This is a genomic window from Achromobacter sp. UMC71, assembly GCF_014170305.1.
In the GTDB taxonomy this organism is placed as follows: Bacteria; Pseudomonadota; Gammaproteobacteria; order Burkholderiales; family Burkholderiaceae_B; genus Achromobacter.
The window spans coordinates 1-24,737 of record NZ_LZZT01000048.1; the positions used below are offsets into that span (position 1 = coordinate 1).

At 55.6% G+C, this 24,737-nt stretch carries 20 protein-coding genes, 1 tRNA gene and 1 pseudogene; 18 read left to right on the forward strand and 4 right to left on the reverse strand.

Features of this window, described 5'->3' with window-relative positions:
• The 4 genes from A9974_RS24270 to A9974_RS24285 form a co-directional block, all read left to right on the forward strand.
• Window positions 1–1,321 (forward strand): nucleobase:cation symporter-2 family protein (locus A9974_RS24270; RefSeq protein WP_183004332.1); only part of this gene is annotated, 1,321 nt, incomplete at its 5' end.
• Window positions 1,322–1,511: 190 nt separating this feature from the next.
• Window positions 1,512–1,596 (forward strand) — tRNA-Leu (locus A9974_RS24275).
• A gap of 135 nt (window positions 1,597–1,731) precedes the next feature.
• Entirely contained in the window at window positions 1,732–2,862 is a 1,131-nt protein-coding gene (locus A9974_RS24280) for a site-specific integrase (protein WP_183004333.1), read from the forward strand.
• A 61-nt stretch (window positions 2,863–2,923) separates the two neighbouring features.
• Window positions 2,924–3,550: a hypothetical protein gene (locus A9974_RS24285; RefSeq protein WP_183004334.1), complete on the forward strand. Its 627-nt coding sequence runs from the start codon at window positions 2,924–2,926 to the stop codon at window positions 3,548–3,550.
• A 671-nt stretch (window positions 3,551–4,221) separates the two neighbouring features.
• On the opposite strand, the gene A9974_RS24290 is transcribed toward A9974_RS24285, so the two are convergent.
• Window positions 4,222–4,923: a metallophosphoesterase gene (locus A9974_RS24290; protein WP_183004335.1), complete on the reverse strand. Its 702-nt coding sequence runs from the start codon at window positions 4,921–4,923 to the stop codon at window positions 4,222–4,224.
• Window positions 4,924–5,657: 734 nt separating this feature from the next.
• On the opposite strand from A9974_RS24290, the gene A9974_RS24295 reads away from it, so the two are divergent.
• From A9974_RS24295 to A9974_RS24340, 10 genes are all read left to right on the forward strand, one after another.
• On the forward strand, window positions 5,658–6,617 hold the full coding sequence (locus A9974_RS24295) for a hypothetical protein (protein WP_255468143.1): 960 nt from the start codon (window positions 5,658–5,660) through the stop codon (window positions 6,615–6,617).
• Complete coding sequence (locus A9974_RS24300) at window positions 6,614–7,156, forward strand: plasmid mobilization relaxosome protein MobC (RefSeq protein WP_183004337.1); 543 nt, start codon at window positions 6,614–6,616, stop codon at window positions 7,154–7,156. The genes A9974_RS24295 and A9974_RS24300 overlap by 4 nt, the downstream gene beginning before the upstream one ends.
• Window positions 7,153–8,148 carry a relaxase/mobilization nuclease domain-containing protein gene (locus tag A9974_RS24305; protein WP_183004338.1) on the forward strand — a complete coding sequence of 332 codons (996 nt, stop codon included), beginning with the start codon at window positions 7,153–7,155 and terminating at the stop codon, window positions 8,146–8,148. The genes A9974_RS24300 and A9974_RS24305 overlap by 4 nt, the downstream gene beginning before the upstream one ends.
• Before the next feature lie 27 nt (window positions 8,149–8,175).
• Window positions 8,176–8,433, forward strand: coding sequence for a hypothetical protein (locus tag A9974_RS24310; RefSeq protein WP_183004339.1), 258 nt, complete (start codon window positions 8,176–8,178; stop codon window positions 8,431–8,433).
• Window positions 8,434–8,796: 363 nt separating this feature from the next.
• Window positions 8,797–9,522: a P-type DNA transfer protein VirB5 gene (gene virB5, locus A9974_RS24315; protein WP_183004340.1), complete on the forward strand. Its 726-nt coding sequence runs from the start codon at window positions 8,797–8,799 to the stop codon at window positions 9,520–9,522.
• 10 nt (window positions 9,523–9,532) lie between these two features.
• A complete protein-coding gene (locus A9974_RS24320; RefSeq protein ID WP_183004341.1) occupies window positions 9,533–9,979 on the forward strand; it encodes a hypothetical protein in 447 nt (148 codons plus the stop codon).
• A complete protein-coding gene (locus A9974_RS24325; protein WP_183004342.1) occupies window positions 9,976–10,236 on the forward strand; it encodes an EexN family lipoprotein in 261 nt (86 codons plus the stop codon). Before A9974_RS24320 ends, A9974_RS24325 begins: the two co-directional genes overlap by 4 nt.
• A 1-nt stretch (window position 10,237) precedes the next feature.
• Window positions 10,238–11,290, forward strand: a complete 1,053-nt coding sequence (locus A9974_RS24330) for a type IV secretion system protein (RefSeq protein WP_183004343.1) — start codon at window positions 10,238–10,240, stop codon at window positions 11,288–11,290.
• Window positions 11,291–12,389: 1,099 nt separating this feature from the next.
• Entirely contained in the window at window positions 12,390–14,096 is a 1,707-nt protein-coding gene (locus tag A9974_RS24335; RefSeq protein ID WP_183004344.1) for an AAA family ATPase, read from the forward strand.
• The gene (locus A9974_RS24340; RefSeq protein WP_183004345.1) at window positions 14,089–15,528 is read left to right on the forward strand and encodes a UvrD-helicase domain-containing protein; all 1,440 of its coding nucleotides are present in this window, start codon (window positions 14,089–14,091) and stop codon (window positions 15,526–15,528) included. Before A9974_RS24335 ends, A9974_RS24340 begins: the two co-directional genes overlap by 8 nt.
• 107 nt (window positions 15,529–15,635) lie before the next feature.
• Here the strand turns inward: A9974_RS24340 and A9974_RS24345 are convergent, their stop codons facing one another.
• The 3 genes from A9974_RS24345 to A9974_RS29685 form a co-directional block, all read right to left on the reverse strand.
• On the reverse strand, window positions 15,636–16,847 hold the full coding sequence (locus A9974_RS24345) for a hypothetical protein (protein ID WP_183004346.1): 1,212 nt from the start codon (window positions 16,845–16,847) through the stop codon (window positions 15,636–15,638).
• Between the two features lie 518 nt (window positions 16,848–17,365).
• Entirely contained in the window at window positions 17,366–18,811 is a 1,446-nt protein-coding gene (locus A9974_RS24350) for an IS1182 family transposase (RefSeq protein ID WP_183004347.1), read from the reverse strand.
• A 579-nt stretch (window positions 18,812–19,390) separates the two neighbouring features.
• Window positions 19,391–19,681, reverse strand: coding sequence for a response regulator (locus A9974_RS29685; RefSeq protein WP_370539627.1), 291 nt, complete (start codon window positions 19,679–19,681; stop codon window positions 19,391–19,393).
• 38 nt (window positions 19,682–19,719) lie between these two features.
• On the opposite strand from A9974_RS29685, the pseudogene A9974_RS24360 reads away from it, so the two are divergent.
• The 4 genes and pseudogenes from A9974_RS24360 to prpF form a co-directional block, all read left to right on the forward strand.
• Window positions 19,720–20,055, forward strand: a pseudogene (locus A9974_RS24360) (ATP-binding protein); the annotation flags it as partial.
• A 108-nt stretch (window positions 20,056–20,163) separates the two neighbouring features.
• Entirely contained in the window at window positions 20,164–21,381 is a 1,218-nt protein-coding gene (locus tag A9974_RS24365; protein WP_155865383.1) for an ISL3 family transposase, read from the forward strand.
• A gap of 1,093 nt (window positions 21,382–22,474) precedes the next feature.
• Window positions 22,475–23,542 (forward strand): lactonase family protein, encoded by a 1,068-nt coding sequence (locus A9974_RS24370; RefSeq protein WP_183004348.1) that lies wholly within the window; start codon window positions 22,475–22,477, stop codon window positions 23,540–23,542.
• Window positions 23,539–24,735: a 2-methylaconitate cis-trans isomerase PrpF gene (prpF, locus tag A9974_RS24375; RefSeq protein ID WP_183004349.1), complete on the forward strand. Its 1,197-nt coding sequence runs from the start codon at window positions 23,539–23,541 to the stop codon at window positions 24,733–24,735. Before A9974_RS24370 ends, prpF begins: the two co-directional genes overlap by 4 nt.
• The last annotated feature ends 2 nt before the right edge of the window (window positions 24,736–24,737 follow it).

Consider the following 24,737-nt stretch of genomic DNA (forward strand, 5'->3'; position numbering starts at 1 on the left):
GGTCTACGGCCCCGACGACCGCCCTGCCGCCCCCGTCGCCTTCGTCGCCGCCCTGCAGCACCTGCTGGCCATCCTGGTGCCCATCGTCACCCCCGGCCTGCTCATCTGCCAGGCCCTGGGCGTCAGCAGCCGCGACACCACCCTGATCGTGTCCATGTCGCTGGTCATCTCCGGCATCGCCACCTACGTCCAGTGCAAGCGCTTCGGCCCCCTGGGCGCCGGCCTGCTCATCGTGCAGGGCACCAGCTTCAACTTCGTCGGCCCGCTGATCGCCGGCGGCTCGGTGATGGTCAAGCAAGGCACCCCGGTCGAAGCCGTCATGGCAGCCATCTTCGGCGTCGTCATCGCCGGGTCCTTCGTGGAAATGGGCATCAGCCGCATCCTGCCCTTCGTCAAGCGCCTCATCACCCCGCTGGTCACCGGCATCGTCGTGCTGCTGATCGGCCTGACCCTCATCAAAGTCGGTCTCATCAGCATGGGCGGCGGTTTCGGCGCCATGGCCAGCGGCACCTTCGCCAGCGCCGAGAACCTGACGCTATCCGGTCTGGTGCTGGGCACCATCATCCTGCTCAACCGCGTACCGGTCGTCTGGATCCGCAGCACCGCCCTGGTCCTGGCCCTGGCCGTCGGCTACATCGCCGCCGCCTGCATGGGCCGCCTGGACTTCACCGGCGCCCGCGAAGCCGCGCTGTTCCAGATTCCCATGCCCCTGCACTTCGGCCTGGGCTTCTCGTGGGCCCTGTTCGTGCCCATGCTGATCATCTACCTGGTCACGTCCCTGGAAGCCATCGGCGACGTCACCGCCACCAGCAAGGTGTCCAAGCAGCCCGTCGAAGGCCCGCTGTGGATGCAGCGCATCAAGGGCGGCGTGCTGGTCAACGGCGCCAACTCGCTGCTGGCCGGCGTCTTCAATACGTTCCCCAGCTCGGTCTTCGCCCAGAACAACGGCGTCATCCAGCTCACCGGCATCGCCAGCCGCCACGTCGGCGTGTGGATCGCCGGCATGCTGATCCTGCTGGGCCTGTTCCCGTCGGTGGCCGGCGTGCTGCAAGCCGTGCCCGAACCCGTCCTGGGCGGCGCCGCCATGGTCATGTTCGGCGCCGTGGCCGCATCGGGCATCAACATCCTGGCCGGCATCCACCTGGACCGCCGCGCCCTGCTGATCATCGCCGTGTCCCTGGCCCTGGGCCTGGGCGTGTCGCAAGTGCCGGAAATCCTGTCGCACCTGCCGCATGCCGTGAAAAGCGTGCTGGAATCCGGCGTGGCCACCGGCGGCATCTGCGCGCTGGTGATGAACTGGTTCCTGCCTGAGAAGAAGTGAGTGGTGGCAGGCCGGGCTTGCGCCACGCCACGGCGCGCGGGGTCCGGCAGGCCACACACCAGGCCAAGCCGGCCCGCCTTGCCCGCGCCGGCCCGCCGCCTGACAATTTTTTCCAGACCGCATATAATCGCGGTCTTCGCTTCTCCCGCAGCCGTCTTCAAGTAGCACAGGACGCGTTCGCGACCCCCTTGCCCGGGTGGTGAAATTGGTAGACGCAGGGGACTCAAAATCCCCCGCCGCAAGGCGTGCCGGTTCGATTCCGGCCCCGGGCACCATCTAAAAATCTTCTGAAATTTCAATAGATTAGAAGGTTTTGCAGTACAAGCCCCGCACCGGGGGATTTCCCCAGAATTTTGGTCAGGTACAGTTTCGGTACAGTAATGCGGCGCTAGCCTCATACCGGAGTACACATGGCTACGATTGTTAAGACTTCCTCAGGCACTTGGAAAGCCCTCATTCGCAAGACCGGCTGGCCTGCCACGGCCAAGACATTCCGCACCAAGCGGGACGCCGAAGACTGGGCGCGCCGTACCGAAGATGAAATGGTACGCGGCGTATACATCCAGCGGGCTCCTGCCGAGCGCATGACGGTCGAAGCAGCGCTGACCCGCTACCTCAAGGAAGTCACGCCCACCAAGCGCGCCTCGACCCAAGTCGGCGAACACAAGAAAGCACAGGTCATCATCCGGCATCTTGGCAAGTATTCGCTAGCCGCCCTGAACGCCGAGATCGTGGCGCAGTTCCGTGACACTCGCCTGGCTGGCGACCCGGACAAGAATGGCAAGAAGCTACGCCCGCGCAGTAACAACACGGTACGCTTGGAACTAGCGCTGCTGGGCCACCTGTTCACTGTCGCCATCAAGGAATGGGGCATTGGGCTACCCTTCAATCCGGTGTCCAACATTCGCCGCCCGGCTCCCGGCTCGGGCCGCAACCGACGGTTGACCCAAGAAGAACAGAACCGCCTGCTGCAAGCCGTTGATAAGCACTCGAACCCGATGTTCGGCTGGATCGTGCGCATTGCCGTCCAGACCGGTATGCGGCTGTCCGAGATTGCGACGCTGCGTATTCGGCAAGTGGACATCGAGCGGCGCGTCGTGCGGCTGGAGCACACCAAGAACTCTTCGCCCCGCACCGTTCCTCTGACTGCCGAGGCAACGCGCGCGTTCACCGAGGCACTTGCCAACCCCGTGCGCCCAGCCGAAACCGAACTGGTGTTCTTCGGCGAACCCGGCCGGGATGGCATACGACGCCCCTACCTGTTCGACAAAGCGTGGACCGATGCCAAGCGAGCAGCGGGCCTTGAAGACTTCCGCTTTCATGACCTGCGGCACGAGGCTGTCAGCCGGTTCGTGGAAGCCGGCTTGAGTGATCAGGAGGTATCGGCCATCAGCGGCCACAAGTCGATGCAGATGCTCAAACGCTATACGCATCTTCGGGCGGAAGACCTGGTGCAGAAGCTGGACCGCATTGCGCGAAGCGCGCCGTCCGCTTCTAAAATCCGAACTGAAGCCGACCGCCATGCAGAGAACAACGCATAATCGCTCCACCGCGTTGCCATAATGAATAACTTATTGTCTTAACCTACGGAGGAAACTCGTTTTGCATACCGCTATCAAGATCGTCGCCATCAGCAGCCTTGCGCTTACCCTTGCAGCATGCGGCAGCGCCAAGGACGCCAACAAGAGCAACTTCAGCAAGGCCGTACAGGCGTACCTAGACACTCAGAAGGGCCTATGCGCTGCAATACCTGCAAAGGGCTTGCCGTTCACCCTGGCGAATCAAGACATGCTGGGTGGTCAGAACAAGAAGCGCGCCGATGCGCTGGTCGATGCCGGGCTGCTGACGAAGCGAGACACCGAAGTCAAGGCCATGTTCGGCAACAAGATGGAGCCGGCCACCGAGTACCAAGTCACTGACACCGGCAAGAAATTCCTCGTCGCCAATGGTGCCAACACGCTGGCTGGACAAGATGCCTTCTGCACCGGTAAGTACACCATCGTGGAAGTGGACAACTTCACTGAGCCCAGCGACACGATGGGCGTAAAGCTCTCGCGGGTGAACTACCGCTACAAGGTAGAGGGTGCAGATGACTGGGCTAAATCGGAAGGCATGCGTGCCAATTACAAGAATTTTGAGGAACAGACTCAGGGAGATATACAGGGCAAAGCGGCTGTCATCCTGACCAACGATGGGTGGATGCACGAACGCCTGTTCAAGCGCGGATAAACAGCGCTGAATCAGCGCCAAAACGAAAGGCCTTTCACTAATGCGTGAAGGGCTTTTTGCTTATGGAATATTGCATCAGTGGCCCGACATGCCCGGATGGTGCCTGTCATACTCTCGCATCCTGCGACGCAGCTACTCGATACATGGATTTTTCATTGGGCCGGGCCTACCCAAATCTCAAAAAAATGGCATAGCCAACCTAATGCCCCCGTGGTGGGTACACCAAGAAACGAGGAACGGAGTGACCCGCATCAGGCCATTCGGAACATTCATATTTTGTGGATGCGCCAGACAGCGCAATCGACTACATCGCAAATGCCGCCTTGATACTCACTTTATCAGGTGCTTGTTATCGTACAGCGAGACGGGGTAGAGCCAGTTTCTTTCCCGAACTGGTTAGGTTTCCACCATTCGCCTGTTTATCCTGCCGGAGTCCGGGGCGAGACCTGAGCATCAAGGGTGCAGATATGGGTTTAATGTCGTTGAATGGTTTTAAGCTGGTAGTGACAATGCTAGCCAGCCTTGCTAGGATGAGATTGCTACGTCTGGTTCCTAGCAGGTATCTGCAAGAATTAGAGTACCGAAGCCCTGTGATTCTGTCACGGGGCTTTTGTACATTTATCACCGGTCATTTTTAGACGTATGAAACGTCGGCAATGGAAAAAATCTAATTACCGTGATGGCAGTTTCAACGTATGCAGATCCAGCAACGTAAAGCGACCAGCATCCTGCCATCCCCCGGTATCAATGTAATAGACATTGCCGAGTTTCATGGGCTTGCGCAGGGTCATATGCCCATGAACCACCGCGCGTACGTTGCGAACTGGTTGGGCGTACTGCGCTCGATAACGGTCTATTGACCACAGGCAGGCATTTTCATCTTCTTGGCTGAAACCAGCGCCATGAATGGCGTTCCAATCGTCATAGGGGAAGTCGGCGTGAACCATTCCGATCAAGCCAAGCGGCGTTTCCACCTCGATAGCCAGCGGCAACGCACTCAAACGAGCCGCAATGCGCCCGCGAATATCGCTCACACACGCATCTAACCATTCGCCGCCGTGGGCACGGTGATCGAAGTCCGGAATCGGATTGCCCATTGCCCGTCGCAACGTCATCAGGTCATGATTCCCACAGATCGCATGAAACCATGGGCGTTCCAACCATTTCAGTACGTCTGGGGATTCAGGCCCCCTGTCCACCAAATCACCCACGGAAAACAATCTGTCCTTTTCGGGTGCGAACTTGACGGCGGCGAGCGCGGTATCGAGCCGGCCAAAATGACCGTGAATGTCACCCACGGCGAAATCACGACCATTAGTATTCAAGCGAAAGCGCTGGACTCGGACATTACCGACGTCATTCCTAATTTCCATGCAACTCCATAGCGACTCGTCCTGCATATCTCTCATGATACTTGGACTTTAGGGCTGCATGAAGCCAAAACGATGATCTAGCCACAATCAACCAAAGGTCCTGTTCAACGTGCGACGAAGCTTTCGTCGTTGGAAATTTTCCACAAAATTTTTCATACACAAACACGATTCCGGCGCTGAAAAGTAGCCATTCCGAAGCCCTTTCCTAAGTCGTTGATTTCCAAATTTATTTGATGCGACTCGAGCACTCGTGAAAATCCAATATGCCCTATCTTGGCATTTGACGATGCCCAATTTTGGCTTTCGCAGATACCCAATTTTGGCCTTTAGAATCAATCACTTAAGTACGTTTTTAGGTTGACATTTATGCTCCCACAGTAAAGACTCGTATTACCTACTGTGAACTTGTGAGGCATATGAATGACTACTGGAGAATACTTGTTGGGACGGTTTGGGCCGTTAATGAGCATCGTTGATGTTGCCACATTGCTAGGCCGATCTCCCGATGGCGTCCGCGTGGCGCTTTATGCAGACACTGAATTTTCGCGCAGGATGAAACCCGCGATGCTGAGGGTCGGCCGCCGCCTCTATTTCCGGACCTTGCAGGTCACGGAAGCACTGAGCCTGGAGCAACCTACAGACGACGAAACTATGCCTGCAGCGACATCGACGAAAGGGCCACGAGCATGAGTCGACAAAGAACCGTCAGCGACCAGATATGGCGCTCCACTCGCATGTCAGGCTTTACAGAAGAAGACAGATATGCGCTGCTCTACTTTCTGACTTCGCCATTCAGCAACGTCATCGGCGCGTATGAAGTTGTCATTCGGATTGCAGCTTCGGAAATGGGTTGGGACCCCGAATCACAACTGATGCCAGTGATGCGTCGTCTCATCGATGCCGGCATCTTGGATTTTGATCCTCAGGCGAATTACATCTGGGTCAAAGATTGGTGGGATCATCACTCAGCCAAGATGGCAGTGGCAACGACACTTAGGACAAAAACACTCGAACAGATTGAGGCACTACCTCATGGCTGGCGTGACGCATACGTGAGTGACTTTATCAATCGCCTGCCTGTCGGCGATCCCCTGCGCAGAACAGTGGCGAAAGCCCTCGCATACGGTCCATATAGGCTATCGACACCCTATGCAGAACCCGACGACGGTCGGATGTCCATTTCGGCATGCGCAAAGGATCTCCATAGAAATCAATCACTTAATGAAGGACATACGCTAGGGATAGCCTATCCCGAGGCTATGGACAGAGGCCCGGGTAACACTACTACTAACACTAACCTTATCTATAACCCTACTACTACGAGAGGCGACGACGGCCTGCATTACCCTAGAGCGCTCGTTACCGCTGAAAAGATGTCGATCCAAAACCTGCTGACCGACGTCCCATTAGCGGATGCGCAGGCGTTACTTGACGAACTGGAAGGGGCGATCAAGAAACCCGGGACCATCCAAAAATCAAAGGTCGCGTATTTCAAAGGACTCCTTAACAATCACCGCAAGGGTGGCTTCGTGCCGGCCGCAGGTATCCTGGTCGCAACAAGAAGGGAACATCAGACAGCGACCCATGATGCGTCGCGGGCATCGGATTCAGTGCAGCTCAGTAAGACTGAAACTCAAGCCCAGATTCAAAACCTCAAGGCTCAGTTGGGCATGCACACGAGGATGCCGAAATGAAAAACGACAAGGCCACCCTCAGTGTTCGACTCAATGGCGATCTAAAGCAGCGTTGGCAGGCGTTCTGCGCCCGCCAAGACACCAACCCCAGCGATGCACTGCGACAGGTGATCGTGCGGCTGCTCAACGGTGTGTCAGCGAGCGATTCGACCAAGCCGTCAGCGTATGAGCAACCGGACACCTCACGCCGCCGCATGGAAGTCCGCCTGACCGAAACGGAATATGCACGCGTCGAGACACTGGCCTTTCAGCAGGGCATGTCAGCCAATCGCTGGGTCATTCACCTGATACGCGCCAATCTCAGCGGCGAACCGCAGTTCGGCATGTCAGAACTGCGAACGCTGGGCGAATCGAATTCGAGGCTGCTTGCCATCGGCCGCAACCTTAACCAGATCGCCCGGCACATAAACGCAGGACGCACGCCGGAGACGGTAGTCACTGCCGAGCGTATCGACACACTGACCCGTCACATCAAAGCCCATACCGCGCGGGTGGCAGACATCATGCGCGCCAACATTGACCGCTGGAGGTTGGAATGAGTCGAGTCATTGATGGGATTCTGAAAGACTGGGGCGAACGCATCTATACCAAGCCCGTCACCAGCCAAGGGACAAAGCGCACAGTGACGCGGTCACGCACGTCGCCGCCGTCCAAGCCGCTACTGTTGACCGGTAGCGCTCGCGTTCGCGACAAGTTGATGCTGACCACCCGCAAAGCGCCCGAAGTCATGGTGAAGATCTCCGGTGGCGGCAAAGGCATCGCGCAGGTCAAAGCGCACCTCGACTACATATCGCGCAACGGCCTGGTAGAACTGGAGAACGAAGACGGCGAAATCATCCTTGGCCGTGAAGCGGTGCAGGACGTGCGCGACGAATGGAAAAGCGGCCAGTATGGCTTGCCTGACAACGGCACGCGCCGCGAAACGTTCAATATCGTGCTGTCCATGCCCCCTGGCACCGACCGGCGCGCAGTCAATGATGCCATCCGTGCATTCGCGAAAGCAGAGTTCGGCGACAACCATGCGTATGTCTTCGCCATTCATGACGATGAAGCGCATCCCCACGGCCACCTTTGCGTCAAGGCTCTGGGCATCGACGGCAGCCGGCTCAATCCGAGAAAAGCCGACCTGCAACGATGGAGAGAACGCTTCGCCGAAGCGCTGGGTGAACAAGGCATCGAGGCCAACGCCACACCGCGCAGGGCGCGGTCACACACGCGCGTTACCGTCAAGCAGGCGACGCGACATGCCGCCAAGCGTGGCAAGAGCACCAAAGCGACCGAGCGGGAACAGCGCAGGCGTTCCGGCGTTTCACGCGCCATCAGGAATGGCTACGGGCACATCGCAAAAGCCTTGGCCGCTGGTGACGACAAGGACAAATCGCTTGCCCTGAAAATTGTTCGGTTCCTCGATCCCACGCAGGACAGGAAGCTACAGGCTCCACAGCATAGCCAGAGCGACACCGAAGCGACCAAGGACGCTCAGCGACTGGATAAGACCCACCGTTCAGGCAAAGACAACCTGAGCCGTTAACTTGATTGCGCAAGAAGGACCATAAAGATGGCTTTACGCTACGACGCCCTGCAAGACTACTGCGATGATCCAGCGCGCACTGGTGACGTGCAGATCATCCTGTATGCGCACTACTGGAAGGGCTTTGCCTTGGCCGTACAGAACGGCACTACAGAGTATCCCGTCATGGATGACAAGGGCCGGCCGTTCCGATTCCGAACAGTAGAAATGGCACTGGCGGAGTTGGCGAATATCTCGTACCTGTCAGACCGCATCATCATTGACCGCAAGATGTGGTGGCCGTAGTCGGGAAGCTACTTTGCATTAACCGTAAGTACAATCAACTTCGGTTGTACTTTTAACTAATACGAACGCTGCAACCGCCCCAAGAACGCTTCGGCGTACCGGGTGCCGGCCCGAAAAGAAGGGCCTGACGCGGGGAGATAGGCCGCGTGACCGCACCGAAGAGTAGTGTGCTGACTGCCTCGGAAAAGTTGAGGATGACTGCCCCGGAAAAGCAGGGGATGACAACACGGTAGAGACGTGTCTTTGAAAGCCCCAAGAACACTGAACATGTGTGCTGGGCAAGAGCCTTAAATAAGCTCCCAATGACCGGCTGGAAAGACGGCCCAGCGTTCGCCATCAACCCTACTAAATGGAGTGGCGAACATGAAGAAATTATTAGCATCTTGCATTCTGGCCGTCGGCATTGCCGCGTCATCGGCTGCCTTCGCGCAAATCCCCGTGACGGATGGCGCTTCCATCGCCAAGAGCGTGGAAAACCAGATCGAAACGATGGCGAAGTGGAAGATGCAGTACGACCAGATGGTCAGCCAGATCGACCAGATGAAACAGCAATACGCTGCGGTCACCGGCGCACGCGGTATGGGCGAACTGTTCAACAACCCGCAACTGCGGGACTACCTGCCGCAAGACTGGCAAGGCGTCTACGATTCCGTCAAATCAAGTGGCTATGCCGGCCTGAGCGGGCGCGCTGAGTCCATCTACAACGACAACCAGGTGTATGACGCATGCACCGGCTTTGCCCTGACAGAGCAGCGCACGAACTGCGAAGCCCAAGCCGTCAAAGGTGCTCAGGATAAAGCCTTCGCGCTAGACGCCTACGACGCGGCGAAGAACCGCCTCAGCCAAATCGACCAGTTGATGCGGCAAATCAACCAGACCCAGGACCCGAAGGCTATCGCTGAACTGCAAGGCCGCATCGCCGCCGAGCAAGCCATGATTCAGAACGAGCAGACCAAGCTACAGATGTACCAAATGGTCGCGGCAGCCGAAGACCGCCTACAGCAACAACGGCAGAAGGAGATCAACGCAAAGATTGTTGATCAACGGGACTACCCCACCCTTCAAGTCTTCAACCCGCTTGCTCGCTAAGGAGGAAATCATGGCACCGTTCTACGCAATAACACTGGTCGTGGTCGTATTACTTTGCTTTCCCATCTATCGTTTTTGGGCTTGTGCTCGCCGCTTAAGTCCCGAGCATTACCGAGAGCTTATACGGCGTGCTCCGCTGATGAGAACCCTAGATGCCATTGCATTCCTCATGGCTGCGTTCACGGCCTACTACGCAGCTATGGGATTGTGGGGATTCACGCTCCCACCCCTTGACGACGAACCCTTGCCGGCATGGATGAATATCCTGCTATCGGCGGTTACGAGCGTTGGCTGCTTCGGCGTCATTTGGACAAACGCGCCAAATCGCTTCACGGACCCGACATGGGGTGGCATGCGCGAAAGCGTCGTGCGAACCCTTGCAGCGCTACGCATTATTGAGGCCGCCGAGGTGGCCCACGCACTCAACATCATCAACACACGTGAGGCGCACAAATGAAAAACACCATCTTCCCTTTCCTTGTCGTTCTCACACTCGCAGCTTGCAGTGATAACACCCCGGTTCAAACTGTCGATTGGTACAAGGCGCATGACCCCGAACGCAAGGCAATGATCGCGAAATGCGAAGCTAATCCAGGCGAGCTCGCCGCCTCCGCCAATTGCATCAATGCCAAGACCGCAGAGAACCACCTAGCCGTCGATAAGCGTGGCTATTTCGACCTTTCGCCTATTAATCCATTGAAGGGAGGCCAATAGTATGAAATTTGCGCTTTTTCAATGGGTAGGTGACAGTCTGGATTCCATGCTGAACTCCTTTATTTCGGGAACAGCATCTAATGTGATTTTCGGATTTCAGATGCTGATGCTAACGGGAGTCACCCTGTATATCACCATGACCGGTTACGCGATCAGCATGGGGGCAGTGGAGGCTCCGTTCCGGACGTTCCTCAAGCAATGCGTGAAGATCATCATCATCGCGACATTTTGCATGACGGCAGACTCCTATACGGCGACCATTGTGTCTGCCATTCAGGGACTGGAAACGGGTCTGGCCGACATCATGTCTACGTCCAACGCTCAGGCTATGAATATCTATCAAGTGCTCGACAACTCAGCCGACAAAGGGCTAAATGTCGCCTATGACATGCTCGGCAAGGTTGCGAAACGGGAGTTTTACGAAATCGGCCATATGGCCTGGGATACCGTGAACGCGCTATTAATGTCCGTCGCGGTATTTTTAGTTCACCTGCCGGCCGCAGGTACGATTATTTTGGCGAAACTATTTTTAGGTGTGATGCTCGGAATTGGCCCAGTTTTTATTGCTGCATTGATGTTCCCGATCACCGCAAAATGGTTCGACAAGTGGTTTCAACAGGTAATGACATACATATTGGAGATTGCCATTTCCATGGTTGTCGTGTCAGTAGGAATGGGCCTATTCAAAACACTCTACGACAAGTTGATTGGGACAAATACAGATATTCCTATAAATTCTTTCTTCTATATCATCATGCTGGCAGCTCTAATCTTCTTTGCTCATAGGAAGACGAGCGGCTTGGGTGCTCAACTAGCGGGGGGTCTCGCCTTTGAAGCCGTTACGCTCAGAAGCATGGCACAGGGCATGGGTAATGTGGTGAATCCCAAGACAACGCGTCGCGATATGCAGTCTGGCATGATGGTCACTGCGGGCCGCAGTAACCACATGATTGCAGGCAACACCATGTGGAACCCGGCCTATCGTCAACACGTCTTGCAGAACATGGGCAAGCACTGGGGACCGGCAACCGGTGGTTCAGTCAACGGCAAGTGACGTGCGTGTTGGCATCCGCATAGGCCTTGCCATCAGCAAGGCCTTTTCATTTATCGCCGCGCATACTCCGCGCTTCGCTTGGGCAACCCCTTCGGTTGCATCCCGCGTCCGTTCTTGCCGGACTGGCTGCGGGGGCAGGCCCGGCGGCCTTGCCTTGTTCCTACCCCCTGCCGACAGGCTGCATGGCCTCAGACGCGTCAAGGGTGAAGGCTACGCCCGGCATCCTCACCGTTCCCTACGCCTTGCTTCGGGCTGCGGCCTCCGGTCCCGCCCTTGACACCTCTTCCAGCCGGAGAATCACCAGCTTCGACCTCATACCGGCTTTTGATAGCACGGATGACGGGTCAAGGGGTTGGTGCGGCCCGCAGCCTTATGGGCGAGGACACGGCCCCTTGACGCGGCAGGAGTGACAACACGCTGCGCCCGGGGGAGGTGTTCAGGGCCGTCGGCCCGTAACCCCTGCCCCCGAGGCTCCCGCCGGCGAGGGTGGAGAGTCCAGAGAGGCAAAGCCTCTTTGGGAAGTGGCCTCGTTCGCAAATACCCGAGATAGCCGTCAATCGGGGAAATCTATTGGTTGGCAGAAAAACAAGACAATTTCTGCGCAAGGTCTTTTCTGTCGGCCTTGCCTCAAAGCCACAAAAAAATCCCACGTCTTGTAATATAGCGTTACCTAAAGCACGGGAGGCAACCATGGCTGAGAACGGTACGCATGAAACAGGGCTAAGCAAAACGTTATCCGATGTCGAGCGTGGTCGGCGTGAAGTGGCCGTTGATTACGCATGCGCATCTGTCAGCTTGGAGGGATTCTCGCTCAGCGCTTCATCAATGGAGAAATCGACCTCAACGAGTTTGTGACGCGGTGTGATGCCTTAGCGCACCTAAAAGCTTAGTCATGACGAAGAAACTTGAGGTGGTTGAGACTAGTGCAGGATAGGCTGTCGCCGGGTTTTGCATTACATGTGCATGCCAGTGTTTAGATAAGGTGGAAGTTCTGTAAAGACGCTGACTCAGAATCGTCTGCTGTCGGCCAGATTGAGACAGTCAAGTAATCAATGAAATCGCTCATTTTCATTGATATAGATTTGAAGGATTCTGCGCGGTGAAAATCAGAAAAATAAAGATCACGAACTTTCGGGGCGTGAAAGAGCTTGACTGGAGCCTTCCCAACGCCGACATATTCTGCCTGATTGGGAAAGGGGATTCTTCAAAATCCACCATTATTGAGGCCATCAGGTATGCCTTCTATCCTCAGTGGAACCTGACCCTAAGTGACGCCGATTTCTACCAGTGCAAGGTAGCCAACTCTATCATCATAGAAATCACCATTGGAGCCTTGACCGAAGCCTTCTGCGCCTTGGACAAATACGGTCAGTACCTCCGTGGCTGGGATTCCGCAGCCCTCAAGCTCACCGACGAGCCGGAAGACCACCTGGAGAGTGTCCTGACCGTGCGGCTTACGGTCGACAAAGATCTTGAGCCTAAGTGGATGGTTGTCTGTGATCGTCACCCTGACGGTGTTCAGTTCAAGCAGGGCGATAGGAACAAGGTCAGTGTCGGCCTCATTGGTGCCTATAGCGAGAAACAGTTTTCATGGGCTACAGGCACGGCGTTGGCGAAGCTCACTGAGGCCCAAAGTCTGAACGAGTTGCTGGCAACGGCCTCTCGCACGGCCAGAGCCTCTTTGGATGCGAACCGACCTGTCACTCTCAAGAACTTCGATGCTGCGGCTGAGAAGTCTCAAGACATCGCAAAGCTGTTGGGTGTGCCTGTATCGGAGGCTTACAAGGCTCATCTCGATCTGGCCTCTATCAACCTCAAGGTTGGCGGGCTGGTTCTCCATGACGGCGACATTCCTCTTCGTCAGCTAGGTCTGGGGTCACGGCGAATGCTGCTGTGCGGCATTCAGAAAATGGGCCTGGAAGAAGGACACATCACTTTGTTTGACGAGGTGGAGTTCGGCTTGGAACCACACCGAATCACTAGGCTCATCAAACACGTGCGAGAAGACAAGAAAGGCCAATACTTCCTCACCACGCACTCGCCTACAGTTCTGCGGGAACTGACGGTCAATGACCTGTACATCGTTCACAGCAAGGCAGGAACCGTACGGGTCACTCCCGCTTACTGTGAAGGGTTGGCTGCTCACGAGGCGCAAGGAAGAATTCGTTCTAGTGCCGAGGCGTTCTTGTCGAAGAAGGTTGTGGTCTGTGAGGGAGCTACCGAGGTCGGGTTCATGAGGGGCTATGACGACTATCAGGTTGGCAAGGGCAACGATCCATTCTCCTATCACGGCGTGTCTTTGCTGAATGCAGGTGGGGCGAGCAAGATTAAAGCTCTGGCAGAGGCTTTCAAGCTTCTCGGTTATGACGTCTGCGTTGTAGCTGACGGGGATGCAGAGAAACAGTTTTCTCCTGCTCATGAGGCTGAGTTGAGAGACAAGGGCATTTCGGTCCACGTATGGACCGACAAGCTCTCATTGGAGCAAAGAGCATTTCAGGACTTGCCGTGGATCAGCGTGATTTCGAGTGTGCAACTCGCCCAAACTGTTCCCAGTCTGTCTGTCTACGACAACGTGCGCTCTTGGTATAAGAAGCCACTTGATGAGGACGTTATCAAGTGGGAAGACAGCCCTGAGCTGAGGCTTGCTATCGGAAATGCAGCGAAAAGCAGCGACTGGTTTAAGGACATTACCCGTGGCGATTCGTGGATGCAGACTATCAGCCCTGCGTTCGATGACGCAGATTTCTCAAAGAAGGACATGGCCGCGAAGCTCGCCCAGCTTTGGGCTTGGGCAGAGCGTGTCTGAGGAACTGGCTCTCAAGCTCAACGACTTCACTACCAAGGGGTATGTGATAGCGCCGGCCGGCTATGGAAAGACACACCTTATCGCCATGGCGGTGAAAGCGGCTAGCAAGCGGCAGCTCGTGTTGACTCACACCTTTGCGGGTGTGAACTCCATCAGGGCCAAGATGAACAATCTTGGTGTGCCTGCTTCGAAGTACCATATTGACACGATTGCGAGCTGGTCCCTTCGGCTCTGTCTCGCCTACCCGAAGACTTCGGCGTGGAAAGCAGAGCACCCTACGGGTAAGCAGTGGAACAAGCTCTACGAGTGCTGTTCAGAGCTGCTTAGGAAGCAGTTCATTCGCCGCGTTGTCGCAGCCACTTATGCCGGCGTCTACGTGGACGAGTACCAGGACTGCTCCGATCTGCAGCATTCCCTAGTCTGTTCGTTTGCTGAGTTCATGCCGTGCCGAATTCTAGGCGATCCTATGCAGGCCATCTTTGACTTCGGTGGCGACGAAGGCAAGCCCGTTGATTGGACGGTAAGTGTCTATCCGGCCTTCACTTGCCTTGGTCAGCTAGAGACTCCATGGCGCTGGAAAACGACTGGAGATCCGACCCTTGGAGCTTGGCTCAAGAAGGCGAGAGAGACACTAAAACAGGGGCAGAAGATCAATATTTCAAACGGCCTGCCTGCATGTGTGAAACGTGTTCCCACCACCCCAGAATTCTTGGCGTCAAAGCAGTACTCCTCACTGATGGATTTGTTGGACCATCAGGAGAGTGTGATTGCCCTTCATTGCGGCGACCAGCAGTCCAAGAACAAGACCCATCTCTTGGCAAGAACCATGGGTGGACGGTTTTCTTCCATTGAAGAAGTTGAAGGCAAAGACCTTCACTCGTTCATCAGGAGACTGGTTTCAGCCAAGACACCCCAGCAAAGCTTTCTTCTGGCTTTGGATTTTTCCAAGAAGTGCTTCACCGGAGTGGGCGAGATCTTGACCGCCGGCACTAAGAGAGGCGAGGTCGCGAAGCAGAGCAAAGGAACCAAATATCCCTTGGTTCTTCATGCTGCGAATATCTACCTCAAAGAACCGACAAGTGCGCACCTTAGAGCTTTCTTCTTGGCGCTGAAAGCGAATCCCGATACATCAGCCTACCGGCGCGACTTGCTGTATCGCTTCTTCAATATCTTGAAAATTCACATTGACGGGGGAGCGGCGACATTGACGGAGGCAGCAAAATTGTACCAACGAGACATGAGGCACACGGGGCGACCGATCAGCCACCGCAAGCTCATCGGCACAACTCTACTGGTCAAGGGGTTGGAATACGACCATGCAGTCATCCTTGACGCTGACACACTGGACGCCAAGGATCTGTACGTTGCAATGACCCGTGGGTCCAAGTCATTGACGATCATTAGTTCCAAACACGAATTGCCTGTGAAGTAGCGGACGTTTAAATCCTGTTTGTACGCCAGCGGGCTTTCCTAAACGAACTTAGGCTTTTGGCCGCTAGCAGCAGGAAAGAGTAGGCACGCAAAAAGTGGCTATTTTCTTTACATTGGAATAGGGTCTGTAGCTGCGATCCAATCTGGAGGAATTTCCATTTCTCTGCCAGATTTACCCGTGTCTTCCATAAAAAGATTTAAGTGCTCTTTGTGCTGTTTTATTGCCCATGCCAAGCTCTGGAACTCAAATGCAACCCGCAGAAATGATTGCGTTGATACCCTAAACCCCCCGTCCAAAATATTTCCTGTGGCTGAAATTTGAGCATACCAATGCTCGTCCTGCAGGAAAATTATATGCAGACCATTTTTCTTAAATCTTCTCTTTATGACCTGGAAGTCTAAAAGAACCACTATGCTTAAATTTCCGTTGATGAAATTGTAGATATGCTCGGGATTTAGCGAAAGATGAAAAGGTGTATAGGGATGCCAATTCATTACTCTTTTATATTCGTTTAAATTGAGTATATGAATGTACTTTGAAGATATCTGGTCAAAAATTTCTTGCTTGAATTTTGTTATAGCTAGATAGTGAATTCCACTCTCTGGTGAAATATGGCTAGTGCCTTCTTCATAGGACTTACTTATGCAATCATTGATAGCTCGTAAGTGATACTGTTCTTTTCCTATGTGTTCGCGTCTTATTACAGGACCTACGCCTCGGAAGTTTTCAGCCTCATCTTTGATGAAAAATCCATTTAGCTCATCTATTTTCTTAAGTTGCCTCTCCCCTCTTTTGTCAAGTTTATTTGATGTTTTTACTTCAATAGGATAGGGGTCATTATGACCTAGTAGGCATACATCGCCATGCCTTAGCGTATTTGTAAGGTCGCAAAGCACTGCAGGCACATTATTTTGAGCCGCCGCTTTTAGAAGCATTATTTCCGCTTTGATGCCTTCCTTTCCGGAAATAAATCCGGCAGTTTCCTTTACATGATAATTTTCATCGTAAAGAAAGTGCTTTATTGCATATTTATCACAAAAATGAAATGCGATGCTATCTCCATACATCTTCCATATATAAATTATATACTTATAGCCCTCTATTTTTTCATCAAATCTCTTTATAAGCCCTGTTATTTCTTTCGACCGCTCTTTGGTTGGTCTATCATTTGCTTTCTCAAGACGCAGTTTTCTAATTACTTCTTTTGTGAGAATAATTGATTTTTCTGCCTCTTTAATTTTTTTCAAAAGCAACAATTGAAAATCTACGATTGCTCCTGTCGGCAAATTCTTTCGTGTCTTGATAATGTGAAGCATCATTGTTAATTGCTCAAGGCTCTTCTTGTATCTACCGACCATTATCATCCCCCCCCCCAAAAAAGCATGCTGCAAAACGTGTCATGAACTTACCACAAAGGCCGGCAGCCGTGCGGCTTGCGGCAGCCTTTAATAGCCCCGCAACAGGCGGCGAAATCTCGCCGGATCCAAAGCTCCGTTCACCCAAAAAATAATTTTGATCTTATTTTAATCGTGGTGGAAAGATAACGCGGCGTTATTCTCGAAACACCGAGCTAAAAAAGCTGCTTACCGCCACCCCATCCTTTTCTGTGCTAATGAACAGATTGGAAGCGCGACAGAAAAGCTAGATTGCGCAGGTTTGGTGACCGCTTTGGGTCGAGGCTGTGTGAAAACACAAAAATCTATCAACGTCTCAGCAAGTTGGTCAGTAGATTGCGGATGAAGCCCTATTTCAGCAGCTTTTGGGAATAAGAGCGGTCTCACCTCTTTGGTGGCGTTTCTGAGCGCTTTGATGCCCTGATTTCACACCTAAAAAGGGCTCACCCACCCACCAGACGCATTGCAGCCATTGTCTTGTCAAACCCAAGAATGCAAAGTACTCGCTTGAGGTTGTAGGCCAGTACATTCAAGCTCATCTCGGTACTGACGTTGCGCAGCCGCTTGGTCAAAAAGTGCGTGTATCCCATCCAATTCTTGAGCGTGCCAAACACGTGCTCGACTGTCCTTCTTCTGACCATCATGGCGTCGGGCATTTGCTCCAAGCGCTGTTGTGCGCGCTCCAGCACATCTTCGTGCTCCCACCGACTGATGCGGCGGTAGTCACTGGGTGTGCATTGGGATTTCATCATGCATTGCGTGCAAGCACTGCTCCAGTAGCGTCGTATCTGCAGTCCATTCTCTTCGCGCGTGAAGCGGTAGGTAGCACGTTGTCCAGCAGGGCATTGGTACTCATCCTCGCTCTGGATGTAGACGAAATCTGAACGGTCAAAGCGCCCTTGGGCTCGTGCACCTGATGTGTTGGGTTTGGGAAGAATGGCTGCAACGCCTGTGTCTTCACACGCTTTGATCTGCTCGCCGCTGTAGTAGCCACGATCCGCAATGGATTGCAGCTTGCGCTTTCCCATCGCCTTGCGTGCAGCCAGCGCCATTGATGCCAGAGCACTTCTGTCATGCCCCAGGTTGGTAACTTCCTGAGCAACGATGAGGTGATGTTTGGCATCCACCGCCACCTGAACGTTATAAGCCACCATGCCCGAGCCACGGCCACTGGTTGCCATGGAGCGCGCATCAGGGTCTGTCATTGATAGCTGCTTCTCAGGCAGTTCTTTGAGCTGCCCCTTCACTTGCTCGAGCACTTGCATTTGTTTGCGGAGCATGGCGATCTTGTCTTGGAGTCGCGCGGTACGTGCTTCAAGTTCCACAGGCTGCGTGCGATCTGCCGTATCCAGGGCCGCCAGATAGCGCTGAATACTTTCTTCGATCTGCTGCTGACGCTTGTCTATCTTTCCCAAGGTAAAGTTTTTGTCACGCGCGTTGACGGCCTTGAACTTACTACCGTCAATTGCAACCAGCGCCTTGCTGAACAGCTTCAAATCACGGCAGAGCACCACAAATCGTCGGCACACATTGCGGATGCCCGGGCCGTTGTCCCGACGAAAGTCAGCAATCGTTTTAAAGTCAGGCGCCAAGCGTCCCGTGAGCCACATCAGCTCAACATTGCGCTGAGCCTCTCGCTCCAGGCGACGACTGGATTGGATGCGATTGAGGTATCCGTAGATGTAGACCTTGAGCAGCACTGCGGGGCGGTATGCCGGGCGCCCTGTGGCTGCTGGCGTTGATCCATCAAAGCCAAGTGAGAGCAGGTCCAGCTCTTCAACGAACGCATCGACAATGCGCACAGGGTTGTCTTCGCCCACAAAGTCATCGAGACATTCTGGCAGCAAGGTCACTTGCTCGCGGCTCTGGCCTTCAATGAATCTCTTCATAGGTCACCTCGCTCAAAACGGGTGCCGTGATTTTAATTTCTGAAGCGCCTTCAACCAAGCGTTTTCACACAGCCTCGGTCGGAAGAGGTCTGCTGGCTCGACGTACTTTCCGCCCAGGTTACGGCCAACTTCAGTAAACCATGCTAAGAATCTGCCCCGGGTCCTACGTAGGGCGCGCGTCCATACGCCGTCCAATCGTCACATTCCTCGCGGCGTCTCAGCCTCTCGAATTCCGATTTCCCCGGTTCCGATAATGCCGCGATTTCGACATCTGGGCGGCCGGAGCCGGAGGCCGCCCGTTGGCGGGCGGCAGTGACGAGGTTCAGCGATCGCAGTTGTAAAAAGGTTGCCGCCTTCTTGACCCAGGGAATCTGGCGCATCCGTACCTGCCGAAGCTCAACAAGGACGTCACGGTTCGAAAAGATCATATGCAGTAATTCCCAATCCCAACAATTGACCAAATGTGGACTTCCGTCCACGCCTCCATCCTGGCATTGCGCCGCGAGCATGGAAAAAAGGACGTTCATCTCGTCCGGTAGCAAAGCGGTGCTTGAAGATAGACGAGCCAGGGCAAAGACCTTAGCGTTTAGGTACTCCCGCAGTCGCCGAGTCGGGCGCGAGCAGCACGTGCGTCAAAGTTTCAAGCGAATACGGTTTCTGCATCACCGGAAACGGGACGACCTCTTGGCCACTGATTGCGTCACTGTACCCGCTGGCGAGTACCACCCGTATGTCAGGCCATTGCGCTCGAATACGGCGACCCAATTCAACGCCATTCACACCAGGCAGGACGACGTCGAGGATCGCGATGTCACAGCCCCCCTTCCCTCCGTCAGATGCGCCAGCGCAGCCTCCGCGTCGAGAAGCCAGGTCGCATCTTGGCCCATGTCCTTTAACATCGAGACCACCACCTCGCCCACCGGCTCATGCACTCGCACGTCGTTACTCTCGACGAACTCGGGTATCTGCCATTCAGCCAAGCCGGCGGCGCGCTGCTGTTCCACCTCATCAGCAAGCTCTACGAGCACACAAGCCTCATCATCACCACCAATCTCAGCTTCGCTGAATGGGCAAACATATTTGGGGACGCAAAAATGACGACTGCTTTGCTCGACCGACTCACCCACCACTGCCACATCGTCGAGACCGGCAACGACAGCTACCGATTCAAAAACAGCAGCACACAGCCCAAAAAGGAGCGTAAAACAGCCGAATCTGTAGCAACCCTGACCCAATCAAATTAGGGCTGGGTCAGTTTTCGATGCAAACGCTGGGTCAGTTTGGGACTTCACTGCGTTGTGTGGGTTGGCAGGAGACGACCAAGATGAGCGTTGATGCGGTTAAATGTGCGCATGAACGACTCAAATCTCTACGCAAAGATTTTGGGCTTGCGCAAGCCGTGGCGAGTATTGACCATTACGGTCAGCGAGGCTTTGAAGACCATCACAGTGTTCATCGGGCCGGAGCCAGGCAGCCGGTTACGCTGCCCGCATTGCCGGCAGATCTGCCCCGGCTACGACAGTCGAGCACGTCGCTGGCGGCACTTGGATACCTGCGAGTATCAGACCTGGATAGAGGCCGATGTTCCGCGGGTGCAATGTCCTGAGCATGGTTGTGTGCAGGTCGGCATCGCCTGGGCCGGCAGCCATAGCCGATACACCAAGAAGTTCGAGATGATGGTGCTGGACTGGTTGCGCGAGACGACCATCCTCGCGGTCAGCCGCCGTCTGGGGTTAAGTTGGAGCGCGATTGACGGCATTCTGCGTCGGGCGGTAACCCGGGGCATAGATCGGCGCCGAGTCGCCAACGATGCCCATATTTGCGTCGATGAGGTCGCGTTTGCCAAGGGGCGGGATTACGTGACGATCGTTTCGTCGGCGCAGCGTGTGCTGGCGGTGGAAGACGGACGGGCTGCCGAAAGTCTGCGCCGTTACTTCAAAGTTCTGGGGCGCAAACGCTGCGAACGGCTTGAGTCCGTGTCAATGGACATGAGCGGGGCGTACATCAAAGCCGCGCTCGACAGCTTGCCCGATGCGCGAGAGAAGGTGGCGTTCGATCACTTCCACGTAGCCAAGGCGCTCAGTGAGGCAGTGGACAACACCCGCAAAAGCGAACTACACCGGGTTGACTATGGTCTGCGCCGGGAAATCCATCGCAGTCGCTACGACTGGCTGCGACGCGGCACACACCTGTCAGATTTTGGCCGCGAGCGGATGCAAGCGCTGTCAGTCAGCCTACTGGATACGGCTATGGTCTGGATGCTCAAGGAAAAGGCGCGCGAGATCTGGCATACAGGCTACCACCCGAGACAATCAGCCAAAACGTGGCAAGTGTGGATCCAGGCGGCTCGCCAAACGGGCATCACAGCATTGCGCGGCGTGGCCAACCAGATCGAGGCGCGGCTCTGGGGCATCCTCAACGCCATGCGGCTCAGGGTATCCAATGCCAGAGCCGAAGCCCTAAACAGCCAGATCCGGGCGATGCGCGTGAAGGCAAGGGGTTATCGCAACAAAGCGCGGTTCATGCTTGGCATTCTGTTCCACTATGGCAAGCTGAATATGGCTCACTAACATTTTTAATGTAGATCAGCGTCTACACACGAAGAAACCTACGATTAGCATTCCGATTAAGGTTCCGCCTATAGCCAGCGCTGCGCGCTCAGCACGCTCGGAACCGTGAAAATACAAAATGCATGAGGCCGCAGCGGTAACGGCAATTAGAAGGCCTAGGATAAATGGGCGCCAATTGTTCCGAAACGCACAGCACACCCCGCGCAAGGCAAATCTAAGTTTGCTCATGGGCTTCTGCGAAAAGAAATGGCCGGGATTTGATTCTGCCAAACATTCCGCCAGTGGAACAGTCTTTTCCGGTGGCGAGTCTAATCGCAAAAATTCAGATTTACTGCGGGGGAACCTACCTTTGGGTAGATCAGAGATGAATATCTCACGCGACCGAGTTTTTACAGAGGCCGCTGCGCCAATCGTGGCAATGAGAACTAGGCTTTTATGCCCAAGATCTCAATTCTGATTCCCCCATTCGCCCTATTAACTCGTTCTTGGGAGCTAATCCGAAGACCCACACAGATGGGTGAAGACCCGTCAGTTTTCAGTGCAAACCAACAGACACTCTAGTGATGCCCCCCCGAGGCGTCCAATTTAAAAGATTGAATCCACTATCTGCATCCTCGATAGGCACGTTGCATGAGGAGCACCCCATAGAGAAAAGGCACGACCATCCAGGAAGACGGCATCTAGTCCAGTGACGCTGCTGGCACGATCCCGGACACCGCTGCCGCGCCCGCCTTCGGCCGGCTGCCGAAAGCATCTCCCCTGCGGCCGAGTCGTTGATACCTCCATGAGGCAAATTTCCATTCGCTTGTCCGCAAGAGATTGAACTGCTTCAACGCAGCCACGGTCAACTGTGCGCGTTTGCGAGAAAGCTTGATTCCAACACCTAGGACCTCTTAGACGGTTCGCGCGACAACGAGCTTTATCTGTACACATAAGACAAAGCTGGGAACGATCACCCCGCCTAGGGATTTCCCTAAGACTTCGCTAGAACAGCAGAGTTTCGAGCAAAGAAACCCGGAGCAGACCTAAAAGACCGCTTTGCACACGTTCAATTTTCGGATTAATCTAATCACAAAATACATTAGAGGATCCGATGGAGACACAACCGAATCAACGGTGGCGCTCGGGAGCCGTCCTATACACCGGCTGTAGAAGCTCTACCGCTCGACAGGGCCGAGGCAGGGGTATCGGGGTATTCGCCCTCGCCGGCCCACGCCAGTTGGCTCCGTTGGGCGAGCAGGCAACGCCGGAAAATCCGTCCTATCTAGCATTTGGCCTCAGCGGTCGCGTGCTTTATGCCGCGCATGGCGATGGCACGACGGTCAGCGCATACCAGGTAGCGGAGGACGGCGGGCTAGCACCTATCGGCCTGAGGGACTGCGGCGGCAGAAATCCCGTGCATCTGCTGGTAAGCCGATCAGGACGCTGGATGATGGTGGCGAACTACGCCACCGGAACCCTCAGCGCGTTGCCCATTCTTGCCGACGGCGCATTGGGGCCCGTTGCGTCGTCGCTCGCCTTGCCCGGAGACGCCGGGCCGCATCGCACGCAGCAAACGGGTGCTCACCCGCACCAGCTTGTCTACCACCCTGCGAGCGACTGGATCGCGGTGCCGGACAAAGGCACGGACGCCATCCATACCGTGCGCATCGACGAGGCAACTGGCGCATTGCAATGGCAAGGCAACGCGCGCCTACCCGCCGGCAGCGGCCCTCGCCACCTCGTTTTCAGCCCCGACGGCGCCACTGCATGGATCACGCTGGAACTGTCCAGCCAGGTTCTTGCCGCCGCCGTATGCCCCGACAGCGGCACGTTCACCCCCACGCAGCGGTTATCGACCCTGCCGGACACCTACACGGGCGACAACACCGCCGCCGGCATTGTGTTGCTGTCCGATGACCGCCTGTTTGTTTCCAACCGAGGCCACGGCAGCGTCGTTGCGTTCAGCGTCCAAGGGGGCCGAATGACGTCCCCACGCTGGTACCTCACGCATGGCACGATTCCTCGCTTCATTACGGCGACGCCTGATCAGCAGCGCCTGTGGGTCGCCAACGAAGACAGCGATGTCATCGAGTGCCTGGATGGTGCAGGCCCGCTTCAACCGATCGTTCATACCGGCAGCCCAGTCTGCATCGTATTCAAGCCCGGAGTTTCAGCATGACCCAGCCCCCCCTTCCCCGCCAAGCCCCAATCCGTGCCACCTACATGCGCGGCGGCACCAGCAAAGGCGTGTTTTTCACGCTTGACGACCTTCCTGCCTGCGCACGCCGCCCCGGCGCGCTCCGCGACGCGCTGATGCTGCGCGTGAGCGGCAGCCCGGACCCATATGGCAAGCAGATCGACGGTATGGGCGCCGCCACATCGAGCACCAGCAAAGTCGTGATCGTCAGCCGCAGCGAGCGCGACGACTGCGATGTGGACTACCTGTTCGGCGCCGTCGCCATCGAAGATGCGGTAGTGGACTGGAGCGGCAATTGCGGCAACCTCAGCTCGGCCGTCGGCCCGTTCGCAATCCAGCGCGGGCTAGTCGATGCCCCAGCCGAGGGCTGGGCGACTGTTCGCATCTGGCAAGCGAATATCCAGAAGCGAATCGTGGCGCACGTTCCCGTCAGTGGAGGCCAGGTGGTGGAACTGGGTGACTTCACGCTGGACGGCGTGACGTTCCCCGCGGCGCAAGTCAAGCTCGAGTTCCTGGATCCCGGCGCCGATGACGATAGCGAAGGCGGCGCCATGTTTCCCACGGGCAACCGTATTGATACCTTGCGAGTGCCCGGGGTTGGCGATGTACAGGCAACGCTGATCAACGCCGGTAACCCGACGATCTTCGTCGCTGCCTCGGCGCTCGGTTTGCAGGGCAACGAATTGCAGCAGGACGTCAACAACAACGCCGAACTGTTGGCCCGCTGCGAAGCGATCCGTGCACATGCCACGGTTGCGATGGGCCTGGCCGCCAGCGCTCAGGAAGCGACCGAGAAGCGCCCGCATACACCCAAACTTGCCTTCGTCGCCAAGCCCACCGGCTACATCGCGTCCGATGGCAAACCCGTCGATACCGCATCCATCGACATCTGCGCGCGAATTCTATCGATGGGCAAGCTGCACCACGCCATGACAGGCACCGGCGCCGTCGCTATCGCGGTTGCCGCGTCGATTCCCGGCACTCAGGTGTCCGAACTGCTGGACAACGCCGCCCGTTCGGAGATCCGCTTCGGGCATCCATCCGGCACCTTGGCGGTCGGCGCGCAGGCAGTGCAGCGCGACGGCGAGTGGGTGGTCGAAAAAGCCCAGATGAGCCGGTCGGCGCGTCGCCTGATGGACGGCCAGGTCTACGTGCCCGCATCCCTTGTTCTGTAATT

Excerpts from the sequence above, each read along its gene's own strand:
- A9974_RS24280 (WP_183004333.1), top strand. The coding sequence starts at position 1,732 with ATGGCTACGATTGTTAAGACTTCCTCAGGCACTTGGAAAGCCCTCATT.
- A9974_RS24290 (WP_183004335.1), bottom strand. The coding sequence starts at position 4,923 with ATGGAAATTAGGAATGACGTCGGTAATGTCCGAGTCCAGCGCTTTCGC.
- A9974_RS24295 (WP_255468143.1), top strand. The coding sequence starts at position 5,658 with ATGTCAGGCTTTACAGAAGAAGACAGATATGCGCTGCTCTACTTTCTG.
- A9974_RS24300 (WP_183004337.1), top strand. The coding sequence starts at position 6,614 with ATGAAAAACGACAAGGCCACCCTCAGTGTTCGACTCAATGGCGATCTA.
- A9974_RS24305 (WP_183004338.1), top strand. The coding sequence starts at position 7,153 with ATGAGTCGAGTCATTGATGGGATTCTGAAAGACTGGGGCGAACGCATC.
- A9974_RS24310 (WP_183004339.1), top strand. The coding sequence starts at position 8,176 with ATGGCTTTACGCTACGACGCCCTGCAAGACTACTGCGATGATCCAGCG.
- virB5 (WP_183004340.1), top strand. The coding sequence starts at position 8,797 with ATGAAGAAATTATTAGCATCTTGCATTCTGGCCGTCGGCATTGCCGCG.
- A9974_RS24320 (WP_183004341.1), top strand. The coding sequence starts at position 9,533 with ATGGCACCGTTCTACGCAATAACACTGGTCGTGGTCGTATTACTTTGC.
- A9974_RS24325 (WP_183004342.1), top strand. The coding sequence starts at position 9,976 with ATGAAAAACACCATCTTCCCTTTCCTTGTCGTTCTCACACTCGCAGCT.
- A9974_RS24330 (WP_183004343.1), top strand. The coding sequence starts at position 10,238 with ATGAAATTTGCGCTTTTTCAATGGGTAGGTGACAGTCTGGATTCCATG.
- A9974_RS24345 (WP_183004346.1), bottom strand. The coding sequence starts at position 16,847 with ATGATGCTTCACATTATCAAGACACGAAAGAATTTGCCGACAGGAGCA.
- A9974_RS24350 (WP_183004347.1), bottom strand. The coding sequence starts at position 18,811 with ATGAAGAGATTCATTGAAGGCCAGAGCCGCGAGCAAGTGACCTTGCTG.
- A9974_RS24365 (WP_155865383.1), top strand. The coding sequence starts at position 20,164 with ATGAACGACTCAAATCTCTACGCAAAGATTTTGGGCTTGCGCAAGCCG.
- A9974_RS24370 (WP_183004348.1), top strand. The coding sequence starts at position 22,475 with ATGGAGACACAACCGAATCAACGGTGGCGCTCGGGAGCCGTCCTATAC.
- prpF (WP_183004349.1), top strand. The coding sequence starts at position 23,539 with ATGACCCAGCCCCCCCTTCCCCGCCAAGCCCCAATCCGTGCCACCTAC.